Below are 23,369 nucleotides of genomic sequence, written 5' to 3' on the forward strand. Positions count from 1 at the left end.
TGATTTTAAGCGTCTAATCGACTTTGCGGAATGATCAGGCGGAACAAGGTTCCATTATGGTTTATCACCTCAAACATACCGTTCAACTGTTGACTAAGCAGTGTAACCAGATGCTTACCGAACGTATTCCGCTTCCCGGTCTGTTGCCAGTCAGCCATGTCTATGCCGGGGCCATTATCCTGAACTTCGAGAATAATATCCGACTCCGATAATCTACTGACAGTACCTAACCAGATGTGCAGCAAAGGGCGTTGGCCGCACTCGTAAGCATATTTTAACGAATTGGTAATCAACTCATTGGTAATCAACCCAAGCGGCATGGCGATATCCACATCCAGTTCTTCGACATCGATAGTAAGCTGTAGATCAAAATCATCGACCTGATAACCATACGCCTTCAACAGGCTCTCGGTCAGATCGGTCAGGTATTCGGCCATTTCGATAGTCGTTGTCTGGTCGGTCTGATACAGCCGCTGGTGGATAAGGGCCATAGCTTCTACCCGTTGCTGCCCTACCCGCATGGTCTGGATAACGTCGTCATCATCAAGGCTAGCCGTCTGTAAATAAAGCAAACTCGATACGATTGCCAGATTATTTTTTGCCCTATGATGAATCTCCCGCATCATCAGCGTTAACTGCTCAGACTGGTGCTGGATTTTCTGGCGGTTCCGACGGACACGTTCATACAGATTATACAAAGTCCCCAGTAATACCGCTAAAAGTATCAGCCCGCCTACTGCGGCCCAGATCTGCCGATTCTTCTCGGCATTGGATTCAGCTAGCTCCTGTATTTCGGCTTCCTTCTGCCGGGTTTGATAGCGGGTTTCCAGTTCAGCTACCTGCCGATTTTTTTCAGCATTAACAATACTATCATGGCTAACCATCTGCAAACGGTAATACTGTAAAGCCTGCTGGTAATTTCCCCTTTTCTCCCAAAGCTGGCTCAGGTGCCCATTAATCTCCTCCAGAAATGTATGTTTCTCTCCGCCAACCTGTTCCACCCAGGCCAAAGCCAATCGACAGCAGGTTTCAGCTTCATCGAGTTTATTTTGAGGAATCAGCGCATAGGGCAAACTGATATACGCATAACCAATTAGAAAATCGTTCTTCTGGCGTTTTCCATAGGCTAGAACATCTTTGAAAGCCTGCTCCGAACGACCATATTGACCCATATTCTTGTACAGTAAACCAATATTATACAACGCCTGGTAGTAAGAAAGCGAGTCTTTGGTCGACTCATAATAAGCCAATACTTTTTTTCGAAGTGCTAGTGCCTGCTGGTATCGCTTAGCCTTTGATTCATAGATAGCAAGCCCTTCATAGCATTGCATTATCAGATCGGTATATTGGTATTTCTCGGCTAAGGCCAGACTCTGTTTAATATAGCTCAGTGCTTGTTTGTAGTCCTGTAATCGATCATAACATTCACTGACAAATCGTAGCGTTCGGGCAAACTGCTTCGTGTTACCGCTTTCCTGAAACGCCTGTAACGCCTTCTGATACCAGGCAATTGCCTGTCCGTAATCGCCTGTTTGCTCATGCCAGAAACCCATACCCCGATTCCCCATAGCAATCGCATTCCGATCACCTTTTGTCTGCGCCAATGCCAGTGCCTGCTGAAACGCCTGCTTGGACATGACGTACTGTCCTGCAAAGATTAATGAATCGCCGACCTCTCGTAAGGCCCACATCTTTACCGAATCCGGTGCATTGGCCAGCGAGTCGGGTAACAAAGTAGCCTGAGCAAACGAAGAGCTAAGGGTTAAAAAGTAAATTATCAATGAAAAGTAAAGTTTACTCATAGTTTTTAGTTACATCAGTAAGAGAGCTGTACTTACTAATATTCATTTTACAACGACGTCAAAAGTATATGATTTTCCATTTATATTTGTTGGGATATGGCATGCCTCTTCGGTGATCATTTCCCATAAAAGACCGTCTATCACTTGCTTATTCTTCTGCGTATTTTTAACAATACATTTGTTTATTCTGTCCTTGTTTTTGTCTTAAATAAATACTTTTTTTTATTAACATAGTTAGTAGATGTCATTGTTATTACCGCTTAGTTAATAAACCCCAAAAATTAAATGAATCGCGGATAAAATAGTGACTTTATCAGCTTTAACTCGGTATTTCGTGTTAGCTTGATGCATTTGGCCAGGAAACTGTGATAACCTTATCAATCTGTAAATAAGAGTCGATAAAATCATGACCACCATCCCTGTTAAACCTGTTTCTATTCTAATCGTTGAAGACGAAGCGATACTGGCACTAGAGCTTTGTGTGAAACTCGAAGCTGAAGGGTATAACATTGCTGGCACGGCTACAACTGGTCGGCAAGCCCTTGCCCTGCATAAAGAACAAACCGCCGATATTGTAATCTGCGACATTAACCTGCGGGGCGACTGGACTGGCATTGAAACTGCCCGCCAACTATCCGCCCTGAATCCAATACCGATTATTTATCTCTCAGCCTTAACCGACCGCGCAACCCTCGAACAAGCCAAATTAACAAAACCTGCAGCCTATCTGACAAAGCCTGTCACGACCGACAGTTTGCGGATTGCCATTGAAATTGCGTTAAGCAACTTTGCCTACGTTACAGCCAGTAATGCACCCGTCATTCATGAGCCAATGTCAATGCCAATGGCCGCCCGCGAAGGTGAGACGATTTTACAGGTTGGCGACTATATTTTTATCAAGCAGAATTACCAATTTGTGCGTTTACACAAAGGTGAGGTACTTTATATTGAAGCCGAAGACAAATACACAACGGTTGTAACACCAACCAGAAAGTTTGTTTTACGGCTTTCACTGGCCGTTTTATTGCAGCGGCTGGCCGATATGACCCTGATCCGGGTACACCGCTCATTTGCGGTTAACCTCTCCCATGTGGAGTCATTCAGCGACTATGAAGTGCAGGTTCCGGGGCAGACTGTTCCGCTCGGAAGAGTGTACAAAGAAGAGTTTTTACACCATTTTCGTTTCCGCTAAAAACCCGCTTTCTTATTCACGCCCAAAAGCGTGTCGTTTACTCCATGTCTCTCGTTGTTCACGGCAAATATCTGTTTTGGTGATTTTAAACTGATAGTTTTGATCAGTAATCCAAGACAGAGCCATCACCTTAATTCCCTTCCTCTTTTTTATGAAACAAGTCAACTTCACAATTCTTTGTAGGTCCGCTTCCTACTTCTAGCACACACCCGCTAGTCCGTTTCATTTTTTGTTATACACAGCCAGAGGGCTACTCAAGTCCTCACTCGCCCGGCGAGTGTTGTCGGTTATTTCTACGCACTTATCTCTCTTTTTTTACTATAACTACTCTGTTACATGTCTAAGAAAGTTCTGGCTATCCTATCAGAATACGGATACTGGGGAATTGAACTGGTGGGTCCATTAACAAAACTCGAAGAAGCTGGGTACACCGTCGAGTTTATGACCCCCAAGGGAAAAAAAGCAGAAGCCTTACCGCCTAGTTATGACACAACGTATGTAGATCCACCGTTAGGAACTTGTGTTACAACCCCGCTAGCCGCTGAAATGGTACAGGCATTCGAGGCTACGAATCGTCTAGAGACTCGTAGTAATATGTCGGAAGTAGTACCGGAACGCCCTTATTTTTCGGCTCCTGATTTCCTGCGCACGTTTGAAAAATATTTCAGCGATCTGAAAGTAGCTCAGGAAAATCTGACAACAGAGTATGATGCGCTACTCCTCGTTGGCGGTAGCGGCCCGATCATCGATATGGTTAATAACCAGCGCGTTCACGACATTATTCTGGCTTTTTACAAGAAAGATATGCCAATCGGGGCTATCTGCTACGGGGTTGCTCCGCTGGTTTTTGCCCGTGATTTTAACGAGCGTAGATCAATTATTCGGGGTAAGCACGTTACGGGGCACTGCATTGAGTACGATTACCACGATGGTACTGGATTCCTGCATACGGATCTAAACATGGGACCTCCGCCATATGTACTGGAGTATATTCTCACCGATGCTGTCGGACCAGAAGGCCAGTATCATGGCAATTTTGGGAAAGAAACATCCGTCATTGTCGATTATCCGTTCATCACTGCCCGCTCGCTGCAATGCTCGTTTGAGTTTGGCGATCAGTTCGTTAACGTTCTCGATAATGGATTGAAGCGATATGGCTGGTAAGACTGGGAATCAGAAGATTATCGAACAGTTTCTGGCCGATGGTATGAATCACATGTTCGGTAATCCCGGCACGGTTGAACAGGGTTTCCTGGATGCCGTTGCCGACTATCCGGACATGAAATACATCCTGACGCTTCAGGAGAGTGTGGCCGTAATGATGGCCGATGGGTATGCCCGCACAACACAGAAACCAACACTGGTACAGCTACACAGTTCGCCCGGTATCGGTAATGCGGTTGGAGCCCTTTATCAGGCTAAGCGAGGTCATGCACCACTGGTCGTAATTGGAGCCGATGCCGGTTTGCAGTATATGAACATGGACGCCCAAATGGCCAACGACCTCGTCGCCATGATGGCCCCCGTGACCAAGTATTCGACCCTGGTTCTCAGCCCGAAATCGCTGCTACGCACAATACGCCGGGCTATTAAGATTGCGGCAACGCCCCCAATGGGTCCTGTCTACGTCTGTTTACCAATGGATGTACTGGACGCCATAAACGACGAACCTGTTGTTCCAACCAGTTTCCCATCGACGCGAGTAGCACCTACTCCTGAGCAAATCGACGAGGCTGCCAGCATGCTATTAGCAGCCGAGAAGCCTGTCATTTTTGCAGGCGATGGTGTTGCCTATTCCGGAGCCAACGACGATCTGGTTCGGGTAGCTGAGTTACTGGGTGCCGATGTTTATGGGGTCGATTTCGGGGATGTCTTTATCGATACGACCCATCCGCTCTATCAGGGAACAACGGGGCACATGTTCGGCGAGTATAGCCACCCAATGACCAGTAAAGGCGATGCCAATCTGATTGTTGGTACGTATATGGTTCCGGAAGTATTTCCCCGACTGGAAGACATCTATCAGCCTGACGCGAAAGTCATTCACTTTGACCTGAATGCGTACGAAATAGCCAAGAATCACCATGTCGATCTAGGCGTTGTCAGCGATCCTAAACTATCTCTGCAGGCACTGGCAAAAGCCATAGAAAGTAAGCAGAGCGACTCGCAGAGATCTGCCGCCGATAGCCGGTTACAGGCTGCCCGCGACGCTAAAAAACCAGCTCCGAGCCCTGTTGTGACGGAACCCGAATCGGCAGAAGTCAAACCACTCAAAATGGCGCAGTTTACCGAGGTACTGGCTCAAAAAGTACCCGACGATGTCGTTATTTTCGACGAAGCGCTGACAAACTCTCCTGCTGTTCAACAGGCTATTCCACCCCGTAAACCAGGTTCGTATTTTACGACACGCGGTGGTTCGCTCGGCGTAGGATTTCCGGGAGCGATTGGCGTCAAACTGGCCCATCCCGAAAAAACAGTGATCGGGTTCTCAGGCGACGGTGGTAGCATGTATACGATTCAGGCGTTGTGGTCGGCAGTGCGACACAATACCGGGGCTAAGTTTGTAGTCTGCAACAATGGTTCATACAAACTGCTGCAACTCAACATTGACGTATACTGGCAGGAACGCAGTATTGCCAGTCGTGAACATCCGCTCTCATTCGATCTTTCATTTCCGCCAATCCGGTTCGATGTTCTGGCCCAATCAATGGGTGTCGATTCCGTTCGGGTGGAGCGCGTGGAAGAAATTGGCCCCGCTATCGACCGGATGCTGGCCGATGATAAGCCGTTCCTGATCGATCTGGTGCTGGAAGGCAACCACCATAGTGATTGGGTAAAGACAAATTGCTCGCAATAGATTAAACAGCAGGCAGTCCGCAGTGTACAGTCTTCAGTAAGTAGTAAGCATTTTCGAACAGGAAAATGAGTTCTGTACTGACGATTGCATCCTGAAGGCTGCCTGCTGAAGACCCTTAATATCCTACCTCTTTTTTAACCGTACTCATGAAATCACATTGTCACTACGCCATTATTGGAGCGGGTGCATCTGGGAGTGTTATCGCCAATCGGCTCAGCGCAAACCCTGATTGTCAGGTTGTATTGCTCGAAGCTGGTGAGTGGGATAAAGGCGCCAATGTGGCAGATCCGGGAGGGTTTGTTCAACTCTGGGGATCACCTATCGATTGGGCAATTCCAACGACTCCACAGGATGGTTTAGCCGGTCGGGAATTGACGATTAATCAGGGCAAAGTAGTTGGCGGTAGTACATCAATTAACGCTATGATGTACGTTCGCGGCAATTCGGCCAATTACAACCAGTGGAAAGCCCAGGGGGCCGACGGCTGGGGTTACGACGATGTGTTGCCCTACTTCAAAAAGATCGAATCCTACGAAGGTGGAACATCAGCGTACCATAATTCCGATGGCGAACTATCGGTACGGGATTGCCCGGATGACGTAATGCGTTCACCAGAATTTCTGGAAGGTGCCGTTGAACTGGGTTACGATGGACCGAATTGGGATTATAACGGTGCCCGGCAGGAAAACGGTGCCGGTCTGTTGCAGTTCCACATCACCCCCGATGGGCATCGTGCCAGTAGTGCTACAGCTTTTCTTCAACCCGTTCTGGACCGTCCGAATCTGACCCTGATTACGGGCGCGCAGGTAACCCGCATTCTGATTCGCGAAGGCCGGGCCGTTGGTGTTGACTATCAGCTGAACGGCGAAACACACCAGTTGCTGGCCGAAAAAGAAGTGATACTCAGCGCAGGAGCACTTAACTCACCCAAGATTCTGATGTTGTCAGGAATTGGCCCAACCGAGCATCTGCATGAATTTGACATTCCGGTTCATGTTAACTTACCTGGTGTTGGGCAAAACCTACAGGATCATGTTCAGTTACCCGTTATTTTCCGGGCGAAAATCGATCGACCCCACACCACGCTGTTAACGGGTAACGTGCTATTTGTCAAGACAAATGACGAAGCACCCGCCCCCGATCTGCAACTGAATTTTACACCCAGTATTCCCGCACCGCTGGCTCCATTCTTACCCGATTTTGGGGGTAATGTCTGCATTTTTCTACCGATTCTGGTACAGCCTAAAAGTGTAGGTACGGTTAAACTTCGTTCGGCCGATCCACTCGACAAGCCAGTCATTAACCCTAACTATTTGCAGGAAGAAGCTGATGTTGAGGTGTTTCGAAAGGCGCTGGGTATTATCAGAAAGCTGAGTGAAACGGAAGCGTTTTCGCCACTCAATGGTGGTGAGCTGGCTCCGGGTCCGGGTGATCCTGATGGCTTTATTCGTACGCAAAGTTCTACACTCTGGCATCCAGCCGGAACCTGTAGGATGGGTAGCGATGCGCTTGCCGTAGTCGATTCTAAGCTACGGGTTCATGGCATATCTGGCCTTCGTGTGGCCGATGCCTCGGTGATGCCTGTCGTCACGAGTGGAAATACCGTTGCAGCCTGCTTCATGATCGGCGAGAAACTCGCCGATATGATTCTGTCTGATGCCTAGCGTTCATTCGTTACGACATCCGTCAACTAATTCTGTAGACCAAAACCATTAACCAAAAATCTCCCCCTTCCAATGGCACAAGGCAATTCAAACAAGGCCGTTTCCCGGCGCTATTTTCACGAAATCATGAATCAGGCCAATGCAGATACGGCCTTTGAAATTTTGTCTCCTGACTTTGTCTTTACCCTTCCAACGCACCCCGAACCATTTCATGGCCCCGAGGGCTTCATCGGTCTTGTACAGATGCTGCACAGTGCTTTCCCTGACTTTTACATCGATCCACAGGATATGGTTGCCGATGGCGACTGGGTTGCTACACGCTGGTTAGGTGGTGGTACGCACACCGGCGGACCATTGCTAACGGTAAAAGGCAACGTTGAAGCAACGGGAAATTTTTTCCAGATCGATGGCATGACCTGGCATACCATTAAAGACGGCAAGATTGTGGAATCAATCGGTCACGAAGATACGCTTGGCCTGATGCTGCAACTTGGCGTATTACCTCCGCAGGAAAGTGCTCCAGCACCAACCACACCGGCCGAAAACGAAGCACTGGTAGCCCGGTATTTTGGCGACATCATGAGCGAGGGCAAACTGGAAGTAATCGAAGAAATTCTTGATCCGTTGTTTGCTTTTATCATCCCGACACAACCAGAGCCAATCACTGGCTATGATGCATTCCGTGGCTTTGTTCTCTACCTCCGCAATGCCTTCCCCGACATCAAATTTACGGTGTTACGCCAAATGGCCGAAGGAAATAAGGTCGCCAGCCGCTGGCAGATCGAAGGAACGCACAATGGCGAGTTTCTGGGTGCACCAGCAACGGGCAATCACATTAAAGACTTTGGTATCGACATTTTCACAATTCGCCACGGCAAGATCGTTTCGGTGCACGTCAACGAAAACGATTTCGGACTCATGCAGCAATTGGGTGTTATTCCAGCTTAAATGAAACTCATTTTTCACGCTAAGTAAGTAAACTATGTCAGTGGAAGCCAATAAAGCAGTGGTCACCCGGTATTGGGAGGACTTCTGGAACCAAAAGCAGGGTGATCTTATCAGTGAAATTACGACTGAAGACCTCCAACTACATTTCCCACCAGGACAGGCCCATCAGCCGCCTTCGCTTAAACGATGGTTTGAAACCGCCCAGTCGGCGTTTCCGGATGTGCACTTCACGATGCACGATCTCATTGCCGAAGGCGACATAGTCGTGTGCCGGTGGTCGTATGTAGCCACCAACACGGGTGGATTTCTGGGCCATGAAGCAACAAACCTGCGAGTTACCGACCAGGGTATCAATATGTTTCGTGTTGAAAATGGCAAAATAGCTGAACTGTGGATGTCTGGCGATAGCCTGGGATTACTCCACCAGCTTGGCGTACTTCCATCGTAATTGCAACCTGAACAGATAACTCATTTGTACCATGCAGCCAGTTCACCAATCTGTTGAAACAAGTGCTTCTGAAGCAGAAGCACTACAGGCTACCCAAGTCGCTTTTCTTCAGAAGGGCGATATTGATGGCATGGTAAAGGCGTGCTATACCGATGATGCCCGCATGCACGGATTCACGTTCCGGGCACAGGGACATGAGGCCATCAAAGAGCTGGTCAATCTATATCTGGAACGGCTGAGTGTCCTGGGCGACCGGTCAATGGATAAGTTCGAGACGGGTAAAAATTATATCTGGATGGAAATGACCATTCAGAACCCGCAGGGCGATCCGATAAAGGTCTATGAACTAAAGTTTCTGCGGTCAGGCAAGATTTACCTCCAGTTATACGGTCTTCGTCAGGGGACCGTATGGCAGGAAGGTGACTTCAGCGACTTTACGCCACCGAACAGCTCAAACGCCAGAACATTTCATAACCGCTATCTCGACTTCCACAGCCGGGGTGATGCGGATGGGCTGGCCGACGATTTTTTTACTGAAGACGCCCAGTTGATTACCGCTCGCGTAGACATCGCTGGTCGGGAACCAATCCGGCAAATGTTTCAGAACCTGTTCGCCAAAGAGTCTGGATTTACGCCACTATCGGTCGAAAATATTACGAGTGATCCGGATTATGTCTGGTTTGAAGCAACCGTTACGAGTTCGCTGGGCAAACGACGTGTTTACGACATCATGCTCATCCGTGATGGCAGGGTTCACTTGCAGTTAGTAGGGCAGTTGATGGGTGTTTTGCCCACCGAAGCGGCCTTTGGCAGTGAATAAGTCAGCAGGAGAAATAGTCAGTCTAAAAGTGCCTTTACGTTAAACTGAGTCTATCTAAACGCTTATATGAAACCTTATTTACTGGTTATATTCGTAGCGATAACGATAACGGCCCGTGCTAACCATGTCAGTTTTGCCGACAGTACCCGGTCTCCACCAGCACCAAGCATGAAAGCGCATGCCCATTATGACGGCATTCTGTCAATGGCTACCGATGGGCATTATGCGTTTTTCTGCCTGGGAGGTCCATCGGTAGGCATTAGTCAGGGAAATTGGCGCGTGGCGATCAATATGTATCCATCCCTGCGCATCGGTCGTCCCGAGGGCAGCCCATCGCCACTTATTACGCCAACACTAGGAACCGGCATCTACGTTGCCTATAAACGTGTTTTGCTCCTTGTGCCCCTGCATTATATCAGTGAAGAACGCAAATGGACGGTTGCCGTCGGGTTAGGCTGGCGCGTAACCAAATAACAACCATCCATCAAAGACACCATACGTTTACCTTCCCTTTTTCAATTAATTACTCAATCAAATCAAATAACCCTTTTTTACCTGTCAATTATGGCACTCTCACCCGAAGAAAATAACGCCCTTTGCCTTGAATTTTTTGAAACAGCCTGGAATACTGGCGTTGTACGCGAAGACCTGCTGACAGCAGATGCACTCGATCACTCGTTTGTGGGTGGTAAATCCAAAACCGAACCAGGTTCAGGAAGCTTTAAGCAAATCATTGGCATGTTCCGTCACGCCATGCCAGACATTCATCTGACGCTGCTCGATCAGATTTATGTAGCCGATAAAGTTGTTCACCGCTGGAGCCTGACCGGCACCGATACGGGTGGTGTAATGGGCATGCCACCTAGCGGCAAGACGTTAACCTTTACCGGAACGACGACCGTTCGGATGTCTGATGGAAAAATCGCTGAACGTTGGGCGAATGTCGATGAACTGGGCTTGCTCCAACAGTTGGGTGTTGTTCCTCCACCGCCAGGTGCTTAATAATACGACCTCGTGGCTGGCCTACGCAGTCATAATATCATTCTATCTACCATTATTATTCCAGTGCTAAACCCCTGTCATTATGACTCGTATTGAAGAGAACACGAAAACAGTACGCGAGTTTATGGAACTCGTCTGGTCGCAAGGTGATGTTGAAGTAGCCGAACGAATCGTTGATCCTAACTTCCAGTTCATTCTGGCTTTTGCACACTTAGATGGACGCGACGCATTTCTGGGATTAGTTCAACGGAATCGGGGCATTTTCGAGAATCTGACGTATTCAGTAGCGCCGGACGACATTGTTGCCGAAGAACTGAAAGGAGCTGCTTTCTGGCAAATGGATTCCAAACATATTGGCACCTGGCGTAATGTGCCAGCCAGCAATAAGCAGGTTTCGATCAGCGGAATGACTTTTTTCCGCTTCAGCGAAGACGGTAAGATTATCGAAGCCCGCGTTCAGAATGATGTCATGAGTCTGATGAATCAGATTGGTGGTATCAAAAAACTATATGACTTCTAGGCCTCTTTTGCCTATTTATCCATTAACTCTCAAGTAAAAACAACAACTCATCATGTCAGTCGAAGAAAATAAGGAACTTGTCCGCGGATACGTTAATGCGATCCTCGTCAATCGTGATTTTAGTAAGTTCAGCGATTTCACCGCTCCCGGCTTTTACATTGATCGTTCGGCCGTTCCACAGGCAATTGCCGGGGCTGATGCCCTGCATAACCAGATGGATATGCTGTATGGTGCCTTCCCGGACCTGGATCTCCAAATCGTTGATATGGTAGCCGAGGGCGACAAAGTAGTGGTTCGGTTTGCTGCACCTGGCACGCACCAGAACACCTTTGCCGGTATCGAAGGAACAGGCCGCAAAGCAACCTGGAAAGGGCTCGTTATGTACCACGTTGTTGATGATAAGATTACCGAAGCCTGGGCAAACTGGGATGACTGGGGGCTGATCGAGCAACTTCGCTAAGCTATAATTCACGCTTCACTAACCCCATCATCATGGAACCCACCGCCTTATCGAAGGTACTAGTACGGCTACCGAACCTGATCACGTTGTTTTTTTCGCTGACTCTGGTAACTGGCTTTCGTTTGCTGAACGACCGGTTTCACTGGAACACATCGCCAACGTTTGACATCACTGTCTGGAACGACGTGCTGGTACTCGTTTCGTTTTTAACAACGCTGCTCTTCATCGTGACCGCCTGGTTAGGATTTAGTGTGCTCATTGAGCGCGTACCGTATCAGGGTTCTTTCAACCGTTTTTTATTCGATACGGCGCGGTTCTCTGCCTTGTTCCCCTTGTTGATGTGGTCTTTTCTAGCCGAATCACCTTCCCATTTTCAGGTATTTGTCTGGGGTTTGGCCACCTGGCATTTGGTCATGGCGATCTGGTATCTGTGGCCCGTAATCATTAAGAATACGAGCCGGACCGGGCATTCGTCAGATATGCTAAGCCATGTCATAATCAGCGGGATATACTATGCCTTAGGGCTCGCCTATTACCTGCTGATTGCTACGAAATGGGATACGGCTCCTAATCAGAGCCTCCGTATTGGGCTGGTATTAGTAACAATGGCTGTTATTGCTTTCTGGTCAGTTAACCGACTCCGGAATTTAGAAAAACGGCTTGTTAACGAATCCGCCCCTAAACAATTAACGACTTAACTGTTCACTTTTTTGTCATGACAAACGTACCCGACAGCCCGCTGGGCCAGATGTACCGGGAGCATATTCAGCATATTCTCGACAAAAACATTGAGGCTCTGCTAGACCAGTACACCGACGACGCGCTGCTCATCAGCAGCTTCAGCAAGAAGCCGATCATTTATAAGGGTCGCGAGCAGATTCGTGAGCATATGCAGGGCATTCTGGGCATCGATGGTCTGGAAACTGACATTATTTTCTGGGCAGAAACCGAAGATCCGCAAACGCTGATGATTACGGAGCAGATCACGATGAAAACCAAAGATGGCGATGCCAACATGCGCTTTGCCGACAGTTGGGTTCTTCGCGACGGCCAGATCGCAATTCACTTTGCGGGAATGGTACAACACCCCGACGGTTCGCTGGCGTAGATCTGGTATTCGGTTTTAGGGATTCGGTATTTACAGGGCCTCCTGAAGAATCCCGAATCTCTAAAACCGAATGCTTAAAACTGTAAACCAAAAACTACTTAACGAAAAACACAATGTTGACTCAAGAATCTATACAGGCGTTTGTTGCCGACTGGTACAAAAAATTAGACGTTCACGCACCGATGGTAGAAGTGCTGCCTTTGCTGGCAGATGCTGAACTGGAATGTGTATTCCCTGAGGTAACCGTTTATGGCTATGCCGGTTTTGAAAGCTGGTACCAGCGTGTTATTCGTACATTCTTCGATGAAGTGCATACCGTAACGAAGGCGGAGGCTGATATTCAGGGCGATACGGCTACCGTGGATGTTGTCGTACAGTGGGAAGCAAGCGTCTGGAGCGCACCCGATGCAAGCAGCAAGCGCATTAATGCCGACGCCTATCAGACGTGGAGCTTAAAAGCTGGCCCAGACGGTTCGCCCATCCTCACCAAGTATGTAGTTGATGATTTCGTACCCCGCGAAGGGTCGGCCACTCTATAAAGCTGATTTACGGTAGTTGGTTGACCGGTGCGCCGAAGCTGTCACGCGAATACCTAAACCCGTAAATCATCCCGAAAAATACTAAACCAAAAACTCATGAAACTGAGCGGCAAGAAAATCGGAGTTCTTCTGGAAAGCGACTACTTCGAAAATGAAATCTTCTACTACAAGTTCCGCTTCCCCGAAGAAGGTGCTGACCTGCACTTCCTGACGCGGCTGTGGGGGAATGAACGCATCACCTTCCACGGGCACGAATACAGAGCACCGATGGATTGCTGGGAGAGTTTCGAGAACATGAGCGACGAGGAATTGCGGAGTTATTCAGCCATCATTGTGCCTTCGGGCATGGTGTCAGACCGGCTTCGCTACACCGAAGACGTTGAAAAAATTCCGCCCGCAACGGAGTTTCTGAAACGGGCCTTCGCCGAGAAATCGATCCTCAAAGGAATTATCTGTCATGGTCTTTGGCTGACAGCTCCTGCTACTGAGCTGATAAAAGGGCGGCCATTGGTTTGCCATAACAACCTCATTGGCGACGCCAAAGCATACGGGGCCATCTATACCAACGAAGACGTTGTGGTCGATGGTGATCTGGTAACGGGTCGGTCGGGTGGACACGCCCATCTGTTCGCAAAAAAAATCATTGAGCTTCTATCCACACCTTAACTATGTACATGGCACACGAAGCCAATTCAGGTACTGACTGGCCATTTGCCACTTACCTCGATTCGCCGACTTTCCATTGTACCAATTAATCTATGGCAGACATGGTTTTTTCACACATCGCGCTGTCCTGCGCAGATCCGGCCCAAACCGAACAGTTTTATAGTGAACATTTTGGATTTCGCCGGGGACGGGTAATTCCACTGGGTGGTGATAATGAGATCGTTTTCCTGAAAAACGATCAATCCGTTTATCTGGAGTTGTTCCGGGCCGATGCCGAGAATCCGGGCGTGCCTGTAGCAACGAACGACGGGCCGCATTATGTGGGTATCCGGCACCTTGCCTTTCAGGTTTCCGACGTCGACGCCACCGTGAAAGCCATGGGAAGCGCGGCCGAGATTACCCTGGGGCCACTGGATTTCAGTGACTTTATACCCGGCTGGAAAACCGTCTGGCTCAAAGATCCAGATGGCAATATCGTTGAAATCAGCCAGGGCTATACCGATCAGACAGACTAGTGGCACTCCAGCCAGTATGATTTTTTCAACCTCAAACCTCCAATCAAGCATTTATGGAAACTGACATCACAAACATTTCTCCGGGTGCCGATGGGCAATCCTCCGCTACGCGAACTGCCAACATGCGGATCGACTTCACGTTTTCGGATACAATTTCGGGCTATGTCGTCGAATTTATTCCGACCGAAAAGGCCTTTATTCTGGAAACGTCTGATGGTCGTCAATTCAAGCTGTATCTGATTGCGTCTACCTACGCCCGGTCAGTGCGCAACCTGGATGAGCCGTATCAGGACGCTACGGGAGTCATGTTCGAGATGCTTTCTCAGAAAGGCCAGTTCGTTCATGCCTATGGTACCTTCTATCCGGGTGTTGACGAAGGCGAACCCGTATTTGAAGTGCAGTGGCTGATCTTTCCGGGTCATCACCCAATGGAGTATCGGCATGAAAGCCAGGATTGGTGGATTCACCAGATCAGCTCCATAGCAACAAGCTACCTCAAATGGCAATTCAACTACCCCGAGGAGCCAATTGACTACAGCCGCTATCGGACAATGCTGCACCTGGCCGGAGCCAAAAAAGGAGATTATCTGCAGGAAACCGACACCATCTCCCGCATGATTTACGGATTTGCTTCGGCTTACATGCTAACCGGTAACGATTCGTTTCTGGAAGGTGCCGAAAAAGGAACCGAGTATCTGCGCGAACACATGCGTTTCTTCGATCAGGATGCCGACCTCATTTACTGGTATCACGGCCTGAAACTAGATGGCGCAAAAGAAACAAAACTGCTTACCTCAGAATTCGGCGACGATTACTACTCGATTCCGATGTATGAGCAGATTTATGCGCTTGCCGGACCAACGCAAACCTTCCGCATCACTGGCGATAAAAACATTTTGTTCGACATCGAAAAGACAATTGACCTCTTTGAGATGTATTACAAAGACAAAGAGCAGGAAGGCTATTTCTCCCACATCGACCCAATCGGACTCGATCCTCGCGATGAGTCGCTGGCTCACAACCGCGCCCGTAAGAACTGGAATTCCGTTGGTGACCACGCTCCTGCCTATCTGATTAATTTATACCTGGCTACTGGCGAAAAGAAATACGCCGACTTCCTGGAGTATACCTTCGATACGATCACCAAGTATTTCCCTGACTACGAAAACAGTCCGTTTGTTCAGGAGAAGTTCATGGAAGACTGGAGCAAAGACCAGACCTGGGGCTGGCAGCAAAACCGGGCGGTAGTAGGTCACAACCTCAAAATTGCCTGGAACCTGATGCGTATGCAGTCGCTCACACCGAAGCAGGAATACCTCGACTTTGCCAAGAAGATTGCCGAACTCATGCCCAAAGCGGGTTCTGATCAGCAGCGGGGTGGCTGGTACGATGTTGTCGAACGTCAGGTGAAGCCAAACACAAAGCGCCATCAGTTTGTCTGGCATGACCGCAAAGCGTGGTGGCAGCAGGAGCAGGCGATTCTGGCCTATATGATCCTGTACGGGATTCTGGACGATAAAGAATACGAAAAGCAAGCTCGCGAAGCGGCTGCCTTCTATAATGCCTTCTTCCTGGATACCGACGATGGTGGCGTTTATTTCAACGTTTTCTCCAACGGGATGCCTTATTTGTTGGGTAACGAACGTTTCAAAGGTAGCCACTCGATGAGCGCCTATCACAGCACCGAGTTGTGCTACCTCTCAACGGTATACACCAACCTGCTGATTACCAAACAACCAACGTATTTCTACTTCAAGCCGTATCCAGATTCATTTAAGGATAACATCCTGTATGTATCGCCGGACATTCTGCCTAAAGGAAGCATCTACATCAGTGAATGTTTTATTAACGATGAACCCTACACAAACTTCAACGCCGAAGAACTGACCGTAAAACTGCCAGACTCCAGCGAACAGGTGCGTGTAAAGGTTTTGATTACACCGGTTTAACAGTCGGTCGGTTGGTGAGTTGGTCAATCGGTAAAAATCAAGTTTACCGATTGACCCTTCCTGGCTGACCAACTGACCAAGTCACTGACCAACTAAACACAAACAGGCATGAACGTAACGTCAAGTACGGTTGAGGCCATCACCGTCATCGAAGCATCTGGTAGTATCGACAGCAAAACAGCACCCGAATTCGAACGGACAGCTATCGCGGCTATTCAGGGACAAAAAGAAGTCATCATCGACCTGACCAATGTCGAGTTTTTATCCAGTGCCGGTTTACGGGTACTACTGATGATTTACCGACAGGTAAAAACCCAAAGCGGCAAAGTGGTGCTGGTGGGCACATCCGAAGAAATTCAGGACATCATGGCCAACACCGGGTTTCTATCCTTCTTTATCACGGTCGATACGCTCGACGAAGGCATCAAAACCCTTAAAGCCTCGTAACCATGACCGATAATCGGATTGATTATTACCCAACCCACGAGCATGAGGGCATCAAGTTTCGGCGCGGCCATACACTACCATTCGGAGCAACAATGGTGGCTAATGGTGTCAATTTCAGCATTTACTCCAGCGCTTCGACTTCGTGTACGCTCGTGCTTTTTGAGCGGGGCGAAGCCGAACCATTCGCCGAAATTCCGTTCCCCGATGAATTTCGGATCGGGAATGTGTATTCCATGATCGTTTTTGAGCTCAATTACGAACGGCTCGAATACGGTTATCGGATGGATGGGCCTTATAATCCAGCCGCCGGTCTACGCTTCAATAAGTCGCTCATTCTGAGTGATCCTTATGCAAAAGTTATTGGTGGACGAGATACCTGGCTGAACAAACCCAATTGGGACAATGTGTACCAGTATCGCTCACGGCTGGCTTTCGAAGACTTTGACTGGGAGCACGATCACCCGCTCGAAACACCCATCGAAGATCTGGTGATCTATGAAATGCACGTTCGGGGTTTTACGAAACACGAATCGTCGGGGGTTAAAAATCCGGGCACATTCAGCGCCATCCGCTCCAAGGTGGCCTACCTGAAAGAGCTGGGTATCAATTGCGTCGAGCTACTACCCATCTACGAGTTCGATGAGTGGGAAAATAGTCGCGAAAGCCCCACAACGGGCGAAGTTCTGGTTAATTACTGGGGCTATAGCACCGTTAACTTTTTCGCCCCCAAAGCTGGGTATGCCGCTACGGGTAAGTTTGGGATGCAGGTCGATGAGGTAAAAACGCTCATTAAGGAACTGCACAAAAGCGGCATCGAGGTCATGCTCGATGTGGTTTTCAACCACACTGCCGAAGGCGATCATCGGGGCCCAACGATTTCGTTTCGGGGAATCGACAACAAGACCTATTACATGCTGACGCCGGAAGGCTATTATTTCAACTTCTCCGGCACCGGTAATACGTTGAATTGTAATAATCCGGTGGTTCGTAACATGGTGCTCGATTGCCTGCGTTACTGGGCATCGGAATACCACATCGATGGTTTCCGCTTCGACCTGGCCGCCATTCTTGGGCGTGCTCAGGATGGTCGGCCGCTGAGTAATCCACCCCTGCTGGAGTCGCTGGCTTTTGACCCTATTCTGGCCAAGTGTAAACTGATTGCCGAAGCCTGGGATGCGGGTGGCCTGTATCAGGTTGGCTCCTTCCCAGCCTACGGCCGCTGGGCCGAATGGAACGGTAAATACCGTGATAGCGTCCGCAAGTTTCTGAAGAGCGACCCCGGTGAGGTTGGTGGCATGATTCAGCGGGTTATGGGTTCGCCGGATTTATACAGTCTGCGCGGTCCAACGGCCAGTATCAACTTCATTACCTGCCACGATGGTTTTTCGCTGTACGACATGTTTGCGTATAACGAAAAACACAACGAAGCGAACGGCGAGAACAATAATGACGGAGCGAATGACAATAACTCCTGGAACTGTGGCTGGGAAGGTGAAACCAGTGACCCGGCCATTAACTTCCTGCGTCACAAGCAAGTTAAAAATGCGCTCGCTATTCTGCTGGTAAGCCAGGGCGTACCGATGGTGTTGATGGGCGACGAAGTGGGCCGGACCCAGAAAGGCAATAATAATACCTATTGCCAGGACAATGACCTCAACTGGTTCGATTGGACGCAGCAAGAAACAAACGCCGATCTGTACAATTTTGCCCGGGGCATGATCAATTTCCGGCGCGTACACCCCGTGTTGCGAAGCCCAACTCATTTTCAGTACTGGGACTACGTTGGCAGTGGCTATCCGGACATCAGCTTCCACGGAACCAAAGCCTGGAACTGCGATCGGTCGGCATCAAGTCGGTCCTTTGCCTTCCTGCTCTGTGGTGATCATGCCAAGCAGGGTATTGTGAAAGACGATATGGTGTACGTTGCCATGAATATGTACTGGGGAGGGCTTCATTTCGAGCTGCCTGCGCTGCCCCCCGAAAAAAAATGGTATCTATTCGCCAATACCGATATGCCATCTCCAGTCGACATCTACGAAAACGGACAGGAATCATTACTGGCCAATCAGTCTGATTTTCTGGTTGGTAGCCGTAGCGTAGTTATCCTGATCGGCAAGTAGACAGATTTGTGGTATACGATAGTTGGTGTAAAAGGCAGGTACCAGAACAGATGCTTTACTGCATAATACATCGTATATCATACATCCTAAAACGCATCTTTTTCACCTTAAATCAAGCATTATCATGAGTTTTACAATACTCGCAGAAGCTAAAAAAATTGCCAAGATTACACTGACGGGCGAAATTGATTCGCTTTCGGCAAGAGAGTTCCAGAAAGAGATTGAGAAGATGGCGGCAGAGTCGCCGGATGAGCTGGTACTCTTTGTTGAGAACCTCACGTTCATCTCTTCAGCCGGTTTACGGGTACTGATTTTTGCCAAGCAAAAAATGGGTTCCGGCCTGGCGATCTATATCGTGAAGCCTCAGGAGTCGGTTATTGAAACGCTGGAAAAAACCGGCCTTCAACACAGCGTCAACATCGTGGATCAGTACCTCTAAGGTCGAACCCGAACGGTTCGGCCCGGTGGGAGCGTATTCGCCTGACTGTGGCCCGGTTAAAGGTTGGTACAGATCTGCATAAATAGTTGGGTGAATAGTCTTCCATTGGCCGTTTACAGTGAGTAATCAGTGATCTATTCAGTAACTGACACTGTCCACGGTCAACGGAAGGCTATAAAACTCCCTTCAGACAAGCCACAGTTAAGCGAATGAACTCCCACTGCCCCTGTCCGGGCGTATATCACTTTTCAATCCTATACCGATGGAACGTATAACGTTTCCGGGTACCCTCGATTCGCTTGAGGGTATCCGGCAGATAGTAAAAGAAGAATCCCAGCGGGCCGGATTGTCCAAGAAAGCCGCTTATAATCTCATCCTGGCCATCGATGAGATTGCTACCAATATCATCGTTCATGGCTACGAAGAAACGGGTAATGAAGGACCGGTAGATGTATTAACCGAGAATTCTGACGGCAAACTTACGGTCATTCTCGAAGATGATGCCCCACCGTTCGATCCGCTGAAACGGGAGTTACCCAATGAAGAATTTTTCAATAAGCCTCTCGAAGAGCGGCCCATTGGAGGGATGGGTATACACCTGACGATCAACGCAGTTGATGAATTCAAGTATGAACTGGCCGACAATCGAAACCGCAATATTTTTATCGTAAAAACCGGCGACAACTAAACAAGTAGCGACTTTGGAAATCAGAGATGGTAGAGATTTACAATAAAATCGACTATACAAATCCTTTCCCTGGGTTAAGGAGTTTCGACCACGAAGACTCCTACTTGTTTTTTGGCCGTGATCAACACATCCGCGAACTCAGGACGATGTTGCATACGGCTCCCCTGTTAGCCATTGTCGGCAATTCAGGGAGTGGCAAATCATCACTTATTAAAGCTGGTCTGATTCCTGCCCTACAACGCGAAAGCACAAATTGGTCGGTTATCACCCTAACCCTGGGTGGCAATCCATTTCAAAGTCTTACTGCGGCACTTCAGCAATATTTTACTGATCAGAAAATCGATATCAGCAATCTGGATATCGACCACCTGCTTCGTCACGATCCGGATACGTTAACCAGGCTTCTTCCTAACCAGCAAAAACAATCTACTCTGCTGTTTATTGACCAGTTTGAGGAAATTTTCCGGTATCGACTTGACGACTCAGAGGCAGCTACCCAACAAGACGACGTCACCCTTTTTATTCAGCTGCTTTTGGTGGCCATCCAACAGCGCGATAATCCAATCTTTATCGTGTTGACCATGCGTTCTGACTTTCTGGATTATTGTACACTCTACGAAGGGCTTACTGAGGCCATCAACACAGGGTCGTATCTGCTGCCCAAAATGAATAAGGCCGAAATTCAGGAAGTAATCACTAAACCCATAGAAACATTAGGTGCCCAGATTACACCATCTCTAACCGAAAGACTGCTTCTCGACACAGGCCAGAATGCGCATCAGTTGCCCGTTTTGCAACATGCACTGATGCGCATCTGGAAATGCTGGAAAGAAACGGCCACACCCGATGAGGCAATTGATATTGGGCATTACGAAGCCATCGGCACAATGGCCAATGCCATTTCGATCCACGCCGAAGAATTGTACGCCAGCCTGTCATCGGATAAAAGCAGGCAGGCTGCTGAAAAAATTTTTAAGTCGTTAATTACACTGGGAATCGACGACAGAAGTGTAATTAATTCACTCAGTATCAATAATATAAAAGCAGTAACCGGCTTGCCGGAGTATTTAATTTTCGACATAGTAGATCGTTTTCGGGCGCGCGAAGCGTCTTTTCTGATGCCTTTTGCCGGTACATCGGTTGGCCAGGATACGATTATCAGCATTTCACGGGGCCGGATCGTTCAACTGTGGGAGCGTCTGCTGGTCTGGAGTCAGGAAGAAACTGAATCGGCCAAACTCTACAAAGAAATTGCCAAATCATCGGCACAGTATCAGGAAGGAAAAACAGGTTTGCTGGTTCCTCCTGAACTCCATATTGCGCTCAAGTGGCAGAAAGAAAATAAGCCAACATTAGCCTGGGCTCAACGCTATGACATCTTCTTTGAGCGAGCCATAACCTACCTGGAATATAGCAAAGACCAGTATGAGTTTGAAGTTCAAAGCCGGGAAAAACGCCAGAAACAAGACATCCGCCGAACGCGGATACTGGCCGTTACTGGCATCACATTAGCCGTTCTTGCCATCATAACGGCTATTTATTTTACCCTACTGGCGGGCGAAGCCAAACAGGCACGAAAAGACGCTGAAAGCAATGCGCAAAATGCCCGTCGAGAGCAGCAAAACGCCGAGAACCAGACTAAAGAAGCGGTTTCACAGAGCAAAATTGCCAAGCAGTTGCAGGAAATTGCCGAGCAGCAACGCTTATTAACTGAAGAACAGCAGAAAATCGCCGAATCGCAGCGACAATACGCCCAGGAACAACAAAAACTTGCGATCAGTCAGCAGATCAGGGCCGACAAAGAACGGGGCATTGCCGTTCAGCAGAAAACCCTGGCCGATATTGCAACGGGTATTGCCTCGGCTGCCGAAAAACGAGCCAAAGCCGCCAGTATAATTTCGGATAGTTTGAAAGTGCTGGCCGAAAAGACCAGCGAGCGGGAGAAACAAAATGCGAAAGAAGCGAGTCGGCTGAGTATGCTGGCCATTGCCCAATCCATTGCCATCAAGTCACTTCAGCTTCCCGAAAAAAACAAAGATTCACTACCCAAACTGTTATCGGTAGTCGCGTATCAACTCAATATCGCCAGTGGCGGGCAGCCCAATTCGCCCGCTATTTTTTCTGCCCTATCGAAAGCGGGTGATAAAAAGGCTATTTTTGAGGGACACCGCGACAATGTCAGAGCGGTGGCGATAAAACCCGGCGGAAACTTCATTGCCTCATCGAGCGACGATGGCACGGTTCGGGTCTGGCAACTGGACAACAATCAGGCTGTTACCGTTTTTACACCCACCCGCCGATCGACGGGTGGATTTCGGTCAGTGGCCTTTTCTGGCGATGGTAAACAGTTATTTGCTGGGAATACCGACGGTCGGATCCATGTCTGGGATATCGCCCAGCCGAAAAAAGGAATCTATTATTCGACTACACCCTCGCCAATTTTTGACTTATTACCCTACAAAGATGGCTCACAACTGGTTTCGGTGAGCACATCGGGGAATGTCAGAATCTGGAAAATTACCGACAAAGGGCTCGACTCGCTGGCGCATATCTCGACAGGCTATAAACTCTACGCGGCCCAATTATCTCCCGATGGCACTCATCTGGTTTGTGGATCTGACAACGGACGGCTGGTAGCCATCAATCTGGCCGACAGAACCAAAGCACCCGTGGTTACGAGTCGACCCGAACTCAGAGGAAATCGCGTATCTGCCCTTGCATTTAGTTCAGATGGCAAATCACTGGTCACGGGTAGTTTATCGGGCGAGGTGCTTCTCTGGAATTTTAGCAATAACCGAATTAGTGGTCTGGTATCGTTCCTGCCAGGCGCTCATGTTGCCAGTGTAACCGGTGCGCTTATTTCGCCCAATGGCGAATACATTCTGACGAGTAGTCTGGATGGGTCGGTTCGCATCTGGACTCATGCCGACATTCGGCAGGCCCCAATCATGATCAGCGATTACCGGACCTGGATTATGAATATTACCCTTAGTACGGATGGCAACCGGCTGTTCTATTACGGGGCCGATCAGACAATTCGATCGATGAGCATCAATACAAAGATGCTCTATACGAATGTCCTCAAAGCCGCCAAAGGTAACTTATCTGATCAGGAATGGAATAAACTAATGGCTGGCTACCTGGCACAACCAGGGATCTTACTCAACACAAACTAGCTGAATAAT

At 48.6% G+C, this 23,369-nt stretch carries 23 protein-coding genes; 22 read left to right on the forward strand and 1 reads right to left on the reverse strand.

Annotation, left to right across the window (positions count from 1 at the left end; translation table 11 throughout):
• Window positions 1–5 precede the first annotated feature (5 nt).
• Window positions 6–1,802, reverse strand: a complete 1,797-nt coding sequence (locus GJR95_RS13555) for a tetratricopeptide repeat protein (RefSeq protein WP_162386372.1) — start codon at window positions 1,800–1,802, stop codon at window positions 6–8.
• 406 nt (window positions 1,803–2,208) lie between these two features.
• On the opposite strand from GJR95_RS13555, the gene GJR95_RS13560 reads away from it, so the two are divergent.
• The 22 genes from GJR95_RS13560 to GJR95_RS13665 all read left to right on the forward strand — a co-directional run bounded on the left by GJR95_RS13560 (window position 2,209) and on the right by GJR95_RS13665 (window position 23,360).
• A complete protein-coding gene (locus tag GJR95_RS13560) occupies window positions 2,209–2,994 on the forward strand; it encodes a response regulator (protein WP_162386373.1) in 786 nt (261 codons plus the stop codon).
• A 336-nt stretch (window positions 2,995–3,330) separates the two neighbouring features.
• Window positions 3,331–4,158 carry a type 1 glutamine amidotransferase domain-containing protein gene (locus GJR95_RS13565; protein WP_162386374.1) on the forward strand — a complete coding sequence of 276 codons (828 nt, stop codon included), beginning with the start codon at window positions 3,331–3,333 and terminating at the stop codon, window positions 4,156–4,158.
• The gene (locus GJR95_RS13570; RefSeq protein WP_162386375.1) at window positions 4,148–5,851 is read left to right on the forward strand and encodes a thiamine pyrophosphate-binding protein; all 1,704 of its coding nucleotides are present in this window, start codon (window positions 4,148–4,150) and stop codon (window positions 5,849–5,851) included. The genes GJR95_RS13565 and GJR95_RS13570 overlap by 11 nt, the downstream gene beginning before the upstream one ends.
• A gap of 146 nt (window positions 5,852–5,997) precedes the next feature.
• Window positions 5,998–7,515, forward strand: coding sequence for a GMC family oxidoreductase (locus tag GJR95_RS13575; RefSeq protein WP_162386376.1), 1,518 nt, complete (start codon window positions 5,998–6,000; stop codon window positions 7,513–7,515).
• A gap of 72 nt (window positions 7,516–7,587) precedes the next feature.
• Window positions 7,588–8,463, forward strand: coding sequence for an ester cyclase (locus tag GJR95_RS13580; protein ID WP_162386377.1), 876 nt, complete (start codon window positions 7,588–7,590; stop codon window positions 8,461–8,463).
• A 34-nt stretch (window positions 8,464–8,497) separates the two neighbouring features.
• Window positions 8,498–8,911: an ester cyclase gene (locus GJR95_RS13585; RefSeq protein WP_162386378.1), complete on the forward strand. Its 414-nt coding sequence runs from the start codon at window positions 8,498–8,500 to the stop codon at window positions 8,909–8,911.
• Window positions 8,912–8,942: 31 nt separating this feature from the next.
• Complete coding sequence (locus tag GJR95_RS13590) at window positions 8,943–9,731, forward strand: nuclear transport factor 2 family protein (protein WP_162386379.1); 789 nt, start codon at window positions 8,943–8,945, stop codon at window positions 9,729–9,731.
• 66 nt (window positions 9,732–9,797) lie between these two features.
• Window positions 9,798–10,205, forward strand: coding sequence for a hypothetical protein (locus tag GJR95_RS13595; protein ID WP_162386380.1), 408 nt, complete (start codon window positions 9,798–9,800; stop codon window positions 10,203–10,205).
• A gap of 90 nt (window positions 10,206–10,295) precedes the next feature.
• Window positions 10,296–10,733, forward strand: a complete 438-nt coding sequence (locus GJR95_RS13600) for an ester cyclase (RefSeq protein WP_162386381.1) — start codon at window positions 10,296–10,298, stop codon at window positions 10,731–10,733.
• An 82-nt stretch (window positions 10,734–10,815) separates the two neighbouring features.
• Window positions 10,816–11,253: an ester cyclase gene (locus GJR95_RS13605; RefSeq protein WP_162386382.1), complete on the forward strand. Its 438-nt coding sequence runs from the start codon at window positions 10,816–10,818 to the stop codon at window positions 11,251–11,253.
• Between the two features lie 52 nt (window positions 11,254–11,305).
• Window positions 11,306–11,713, forward strand: a complete 408-nt coding sequence (locus GJR95_RS13610; protein ID WP_162386383.1) for an ester cyclase — start codon at window positions 11,306–11,308, stop codon at window positions 11,711–11,713.
• A 32-nt stretch (window positions 11,714–11,745) separates the two neighbouring features.
• The gene (locus GJR95_RS13615) at window positions 11,746–12,411 is read left to right on the forward strand and encodes a hypothetical protein (RefSeq protein ID WP_162386384.1); all 666 of its coding nucleotides are present in this window, start codon (window positions 11,746–11,748) and stop codon (window positions 12,409–12,411) included.
• A gap of 17 nt (window positions 12,412–12,428) precedes the next feature.
• Complete coding sequence (locus GJR95_RS13620) at window positions 12,429–12,821, forward strand: nuclear transport factor 2 family protein (RefSeq protein ID WP_162386385.1); 393 nt, start codon at window positions 12,429–12,431, stop codon at window positions 12,819–12,821.
• A gap of 113 nt (window positions 12,822–12,934) precedes the next feature.
• Window positions 12,935–13,360, forward strand: a complete 426-nt coding sequence (locus tag GJR95_RS13625; RefSeq protein ID WP_162386386.1) for a hypothetical protein — start codon at window positions 12,935–12,937, stop codon at window positions 13,358–13,360.
• A 96-nt stretch (window positions 13,361–13,456) separates the two neighbouring features.
• A complete protein-coding gene (locus GJR95_RS13630; RefSeq protein ID WP_162386387.1) occupies window positions 13,457–14,026 on the forward strand; it encodes a DJ-1/PfpI family protein in 570 nt (189 codons plus the stop codon).
• 92 nt (window positions 14,027–14,118) lie between these two features.
• Entirely contained in the window at window positions 14,119–14,541 is a 423-nt protein-coding gene (locus tag GJR95_RS13635) for a VOC family protein (RefSeq protein WP_162386388.1), read from the forward strand.
• Window positions 14,542–14,594: 53 nt separating this feature from the next.
• The gene (locus tag GJR95_RS13640; protein ID WP_162386389.1) at window positions 14,595–16,490 is read left to right on the forward strand and encodes an AGE family epimerase/isomerase; all 1,896 of its coding nucleotides are present in this window, start codon (window positions 14,595–14,597) and stop codon (window positions 16,488–16,490) included.
• Window positions 16,491–16,598: 108 nt separating this feature from the next.
• Window positions 16,599–16,937: an STAS domain-containing protein gene (locus GJR95_RS13645; protein WP_162386390.1), complete on the forward strand. Its 339-nt coding sequence runs from the start codon at window positions 16,599–16,601 to the stop codon at window positions 16,935–16,937.
• 2 nt (window positions 16,938–16,939) lie between these two features.
• Window positions 16,940–19,057, forward strand: a complete 2,118-nt coding sequence (glgX, locus tag GJR95_RS13650) for a glycogen debranching protein GlgX (protein WP_162386391.1) — start codon at window positions 16,940–16,942, stop codon at window positions 19,055–19,057.
• Window positions 19,058–19,181: 124 nt separating this feature from the next.
• The gene (locus GJR95_RS13655; protein ID WP_162386392.1) at window positions 19,182–19,496 is read left to right on the forward strand and encodes an STAS domain-containing protein; all 315 of its coding nucleotides are present in this window, start codon (window positions 19,182–19,184) and stop codon (window positions 19,494–19,496) included.
• Window positions 19,497–19,758: 262 nt separating this feature from the next.
• Window positions 19,759–20,184: an ATP-binding protein gene (locus tag GJR95_RS13660; protein WP_162386393.1), complete on the forward strand. Its 426-nt coding sequence runs from the start codon at window positions 19,759–19,761 to the stop codon at window positions 20,182–20,184.
• 26 nt (window positions 20,185–20,210) lie between these two features.
• On the forward strand, window positions 20,211–23,360 hold the full coding sequence (locus GJR95_RS13665; protein ID WP_162386394.1) for a WD40 repeat domain-containing protein: 3,150 nt from the start codon (window positions 20,211–20,213) through the stop codon (window positions 23,358–23,360).
• Window positions 23,361–23,369: the final 9 nt, after the last annotated feature.

This window comes from Spirosoma endbachense, assembly GCF_010233585.1.
Taxonomy (GTDB): Bacteria; Bacteroidota; Bacteroidia; order Cytophagales; family Spirosomataceae; genus Spirosoma; species Spirosoma endbachense.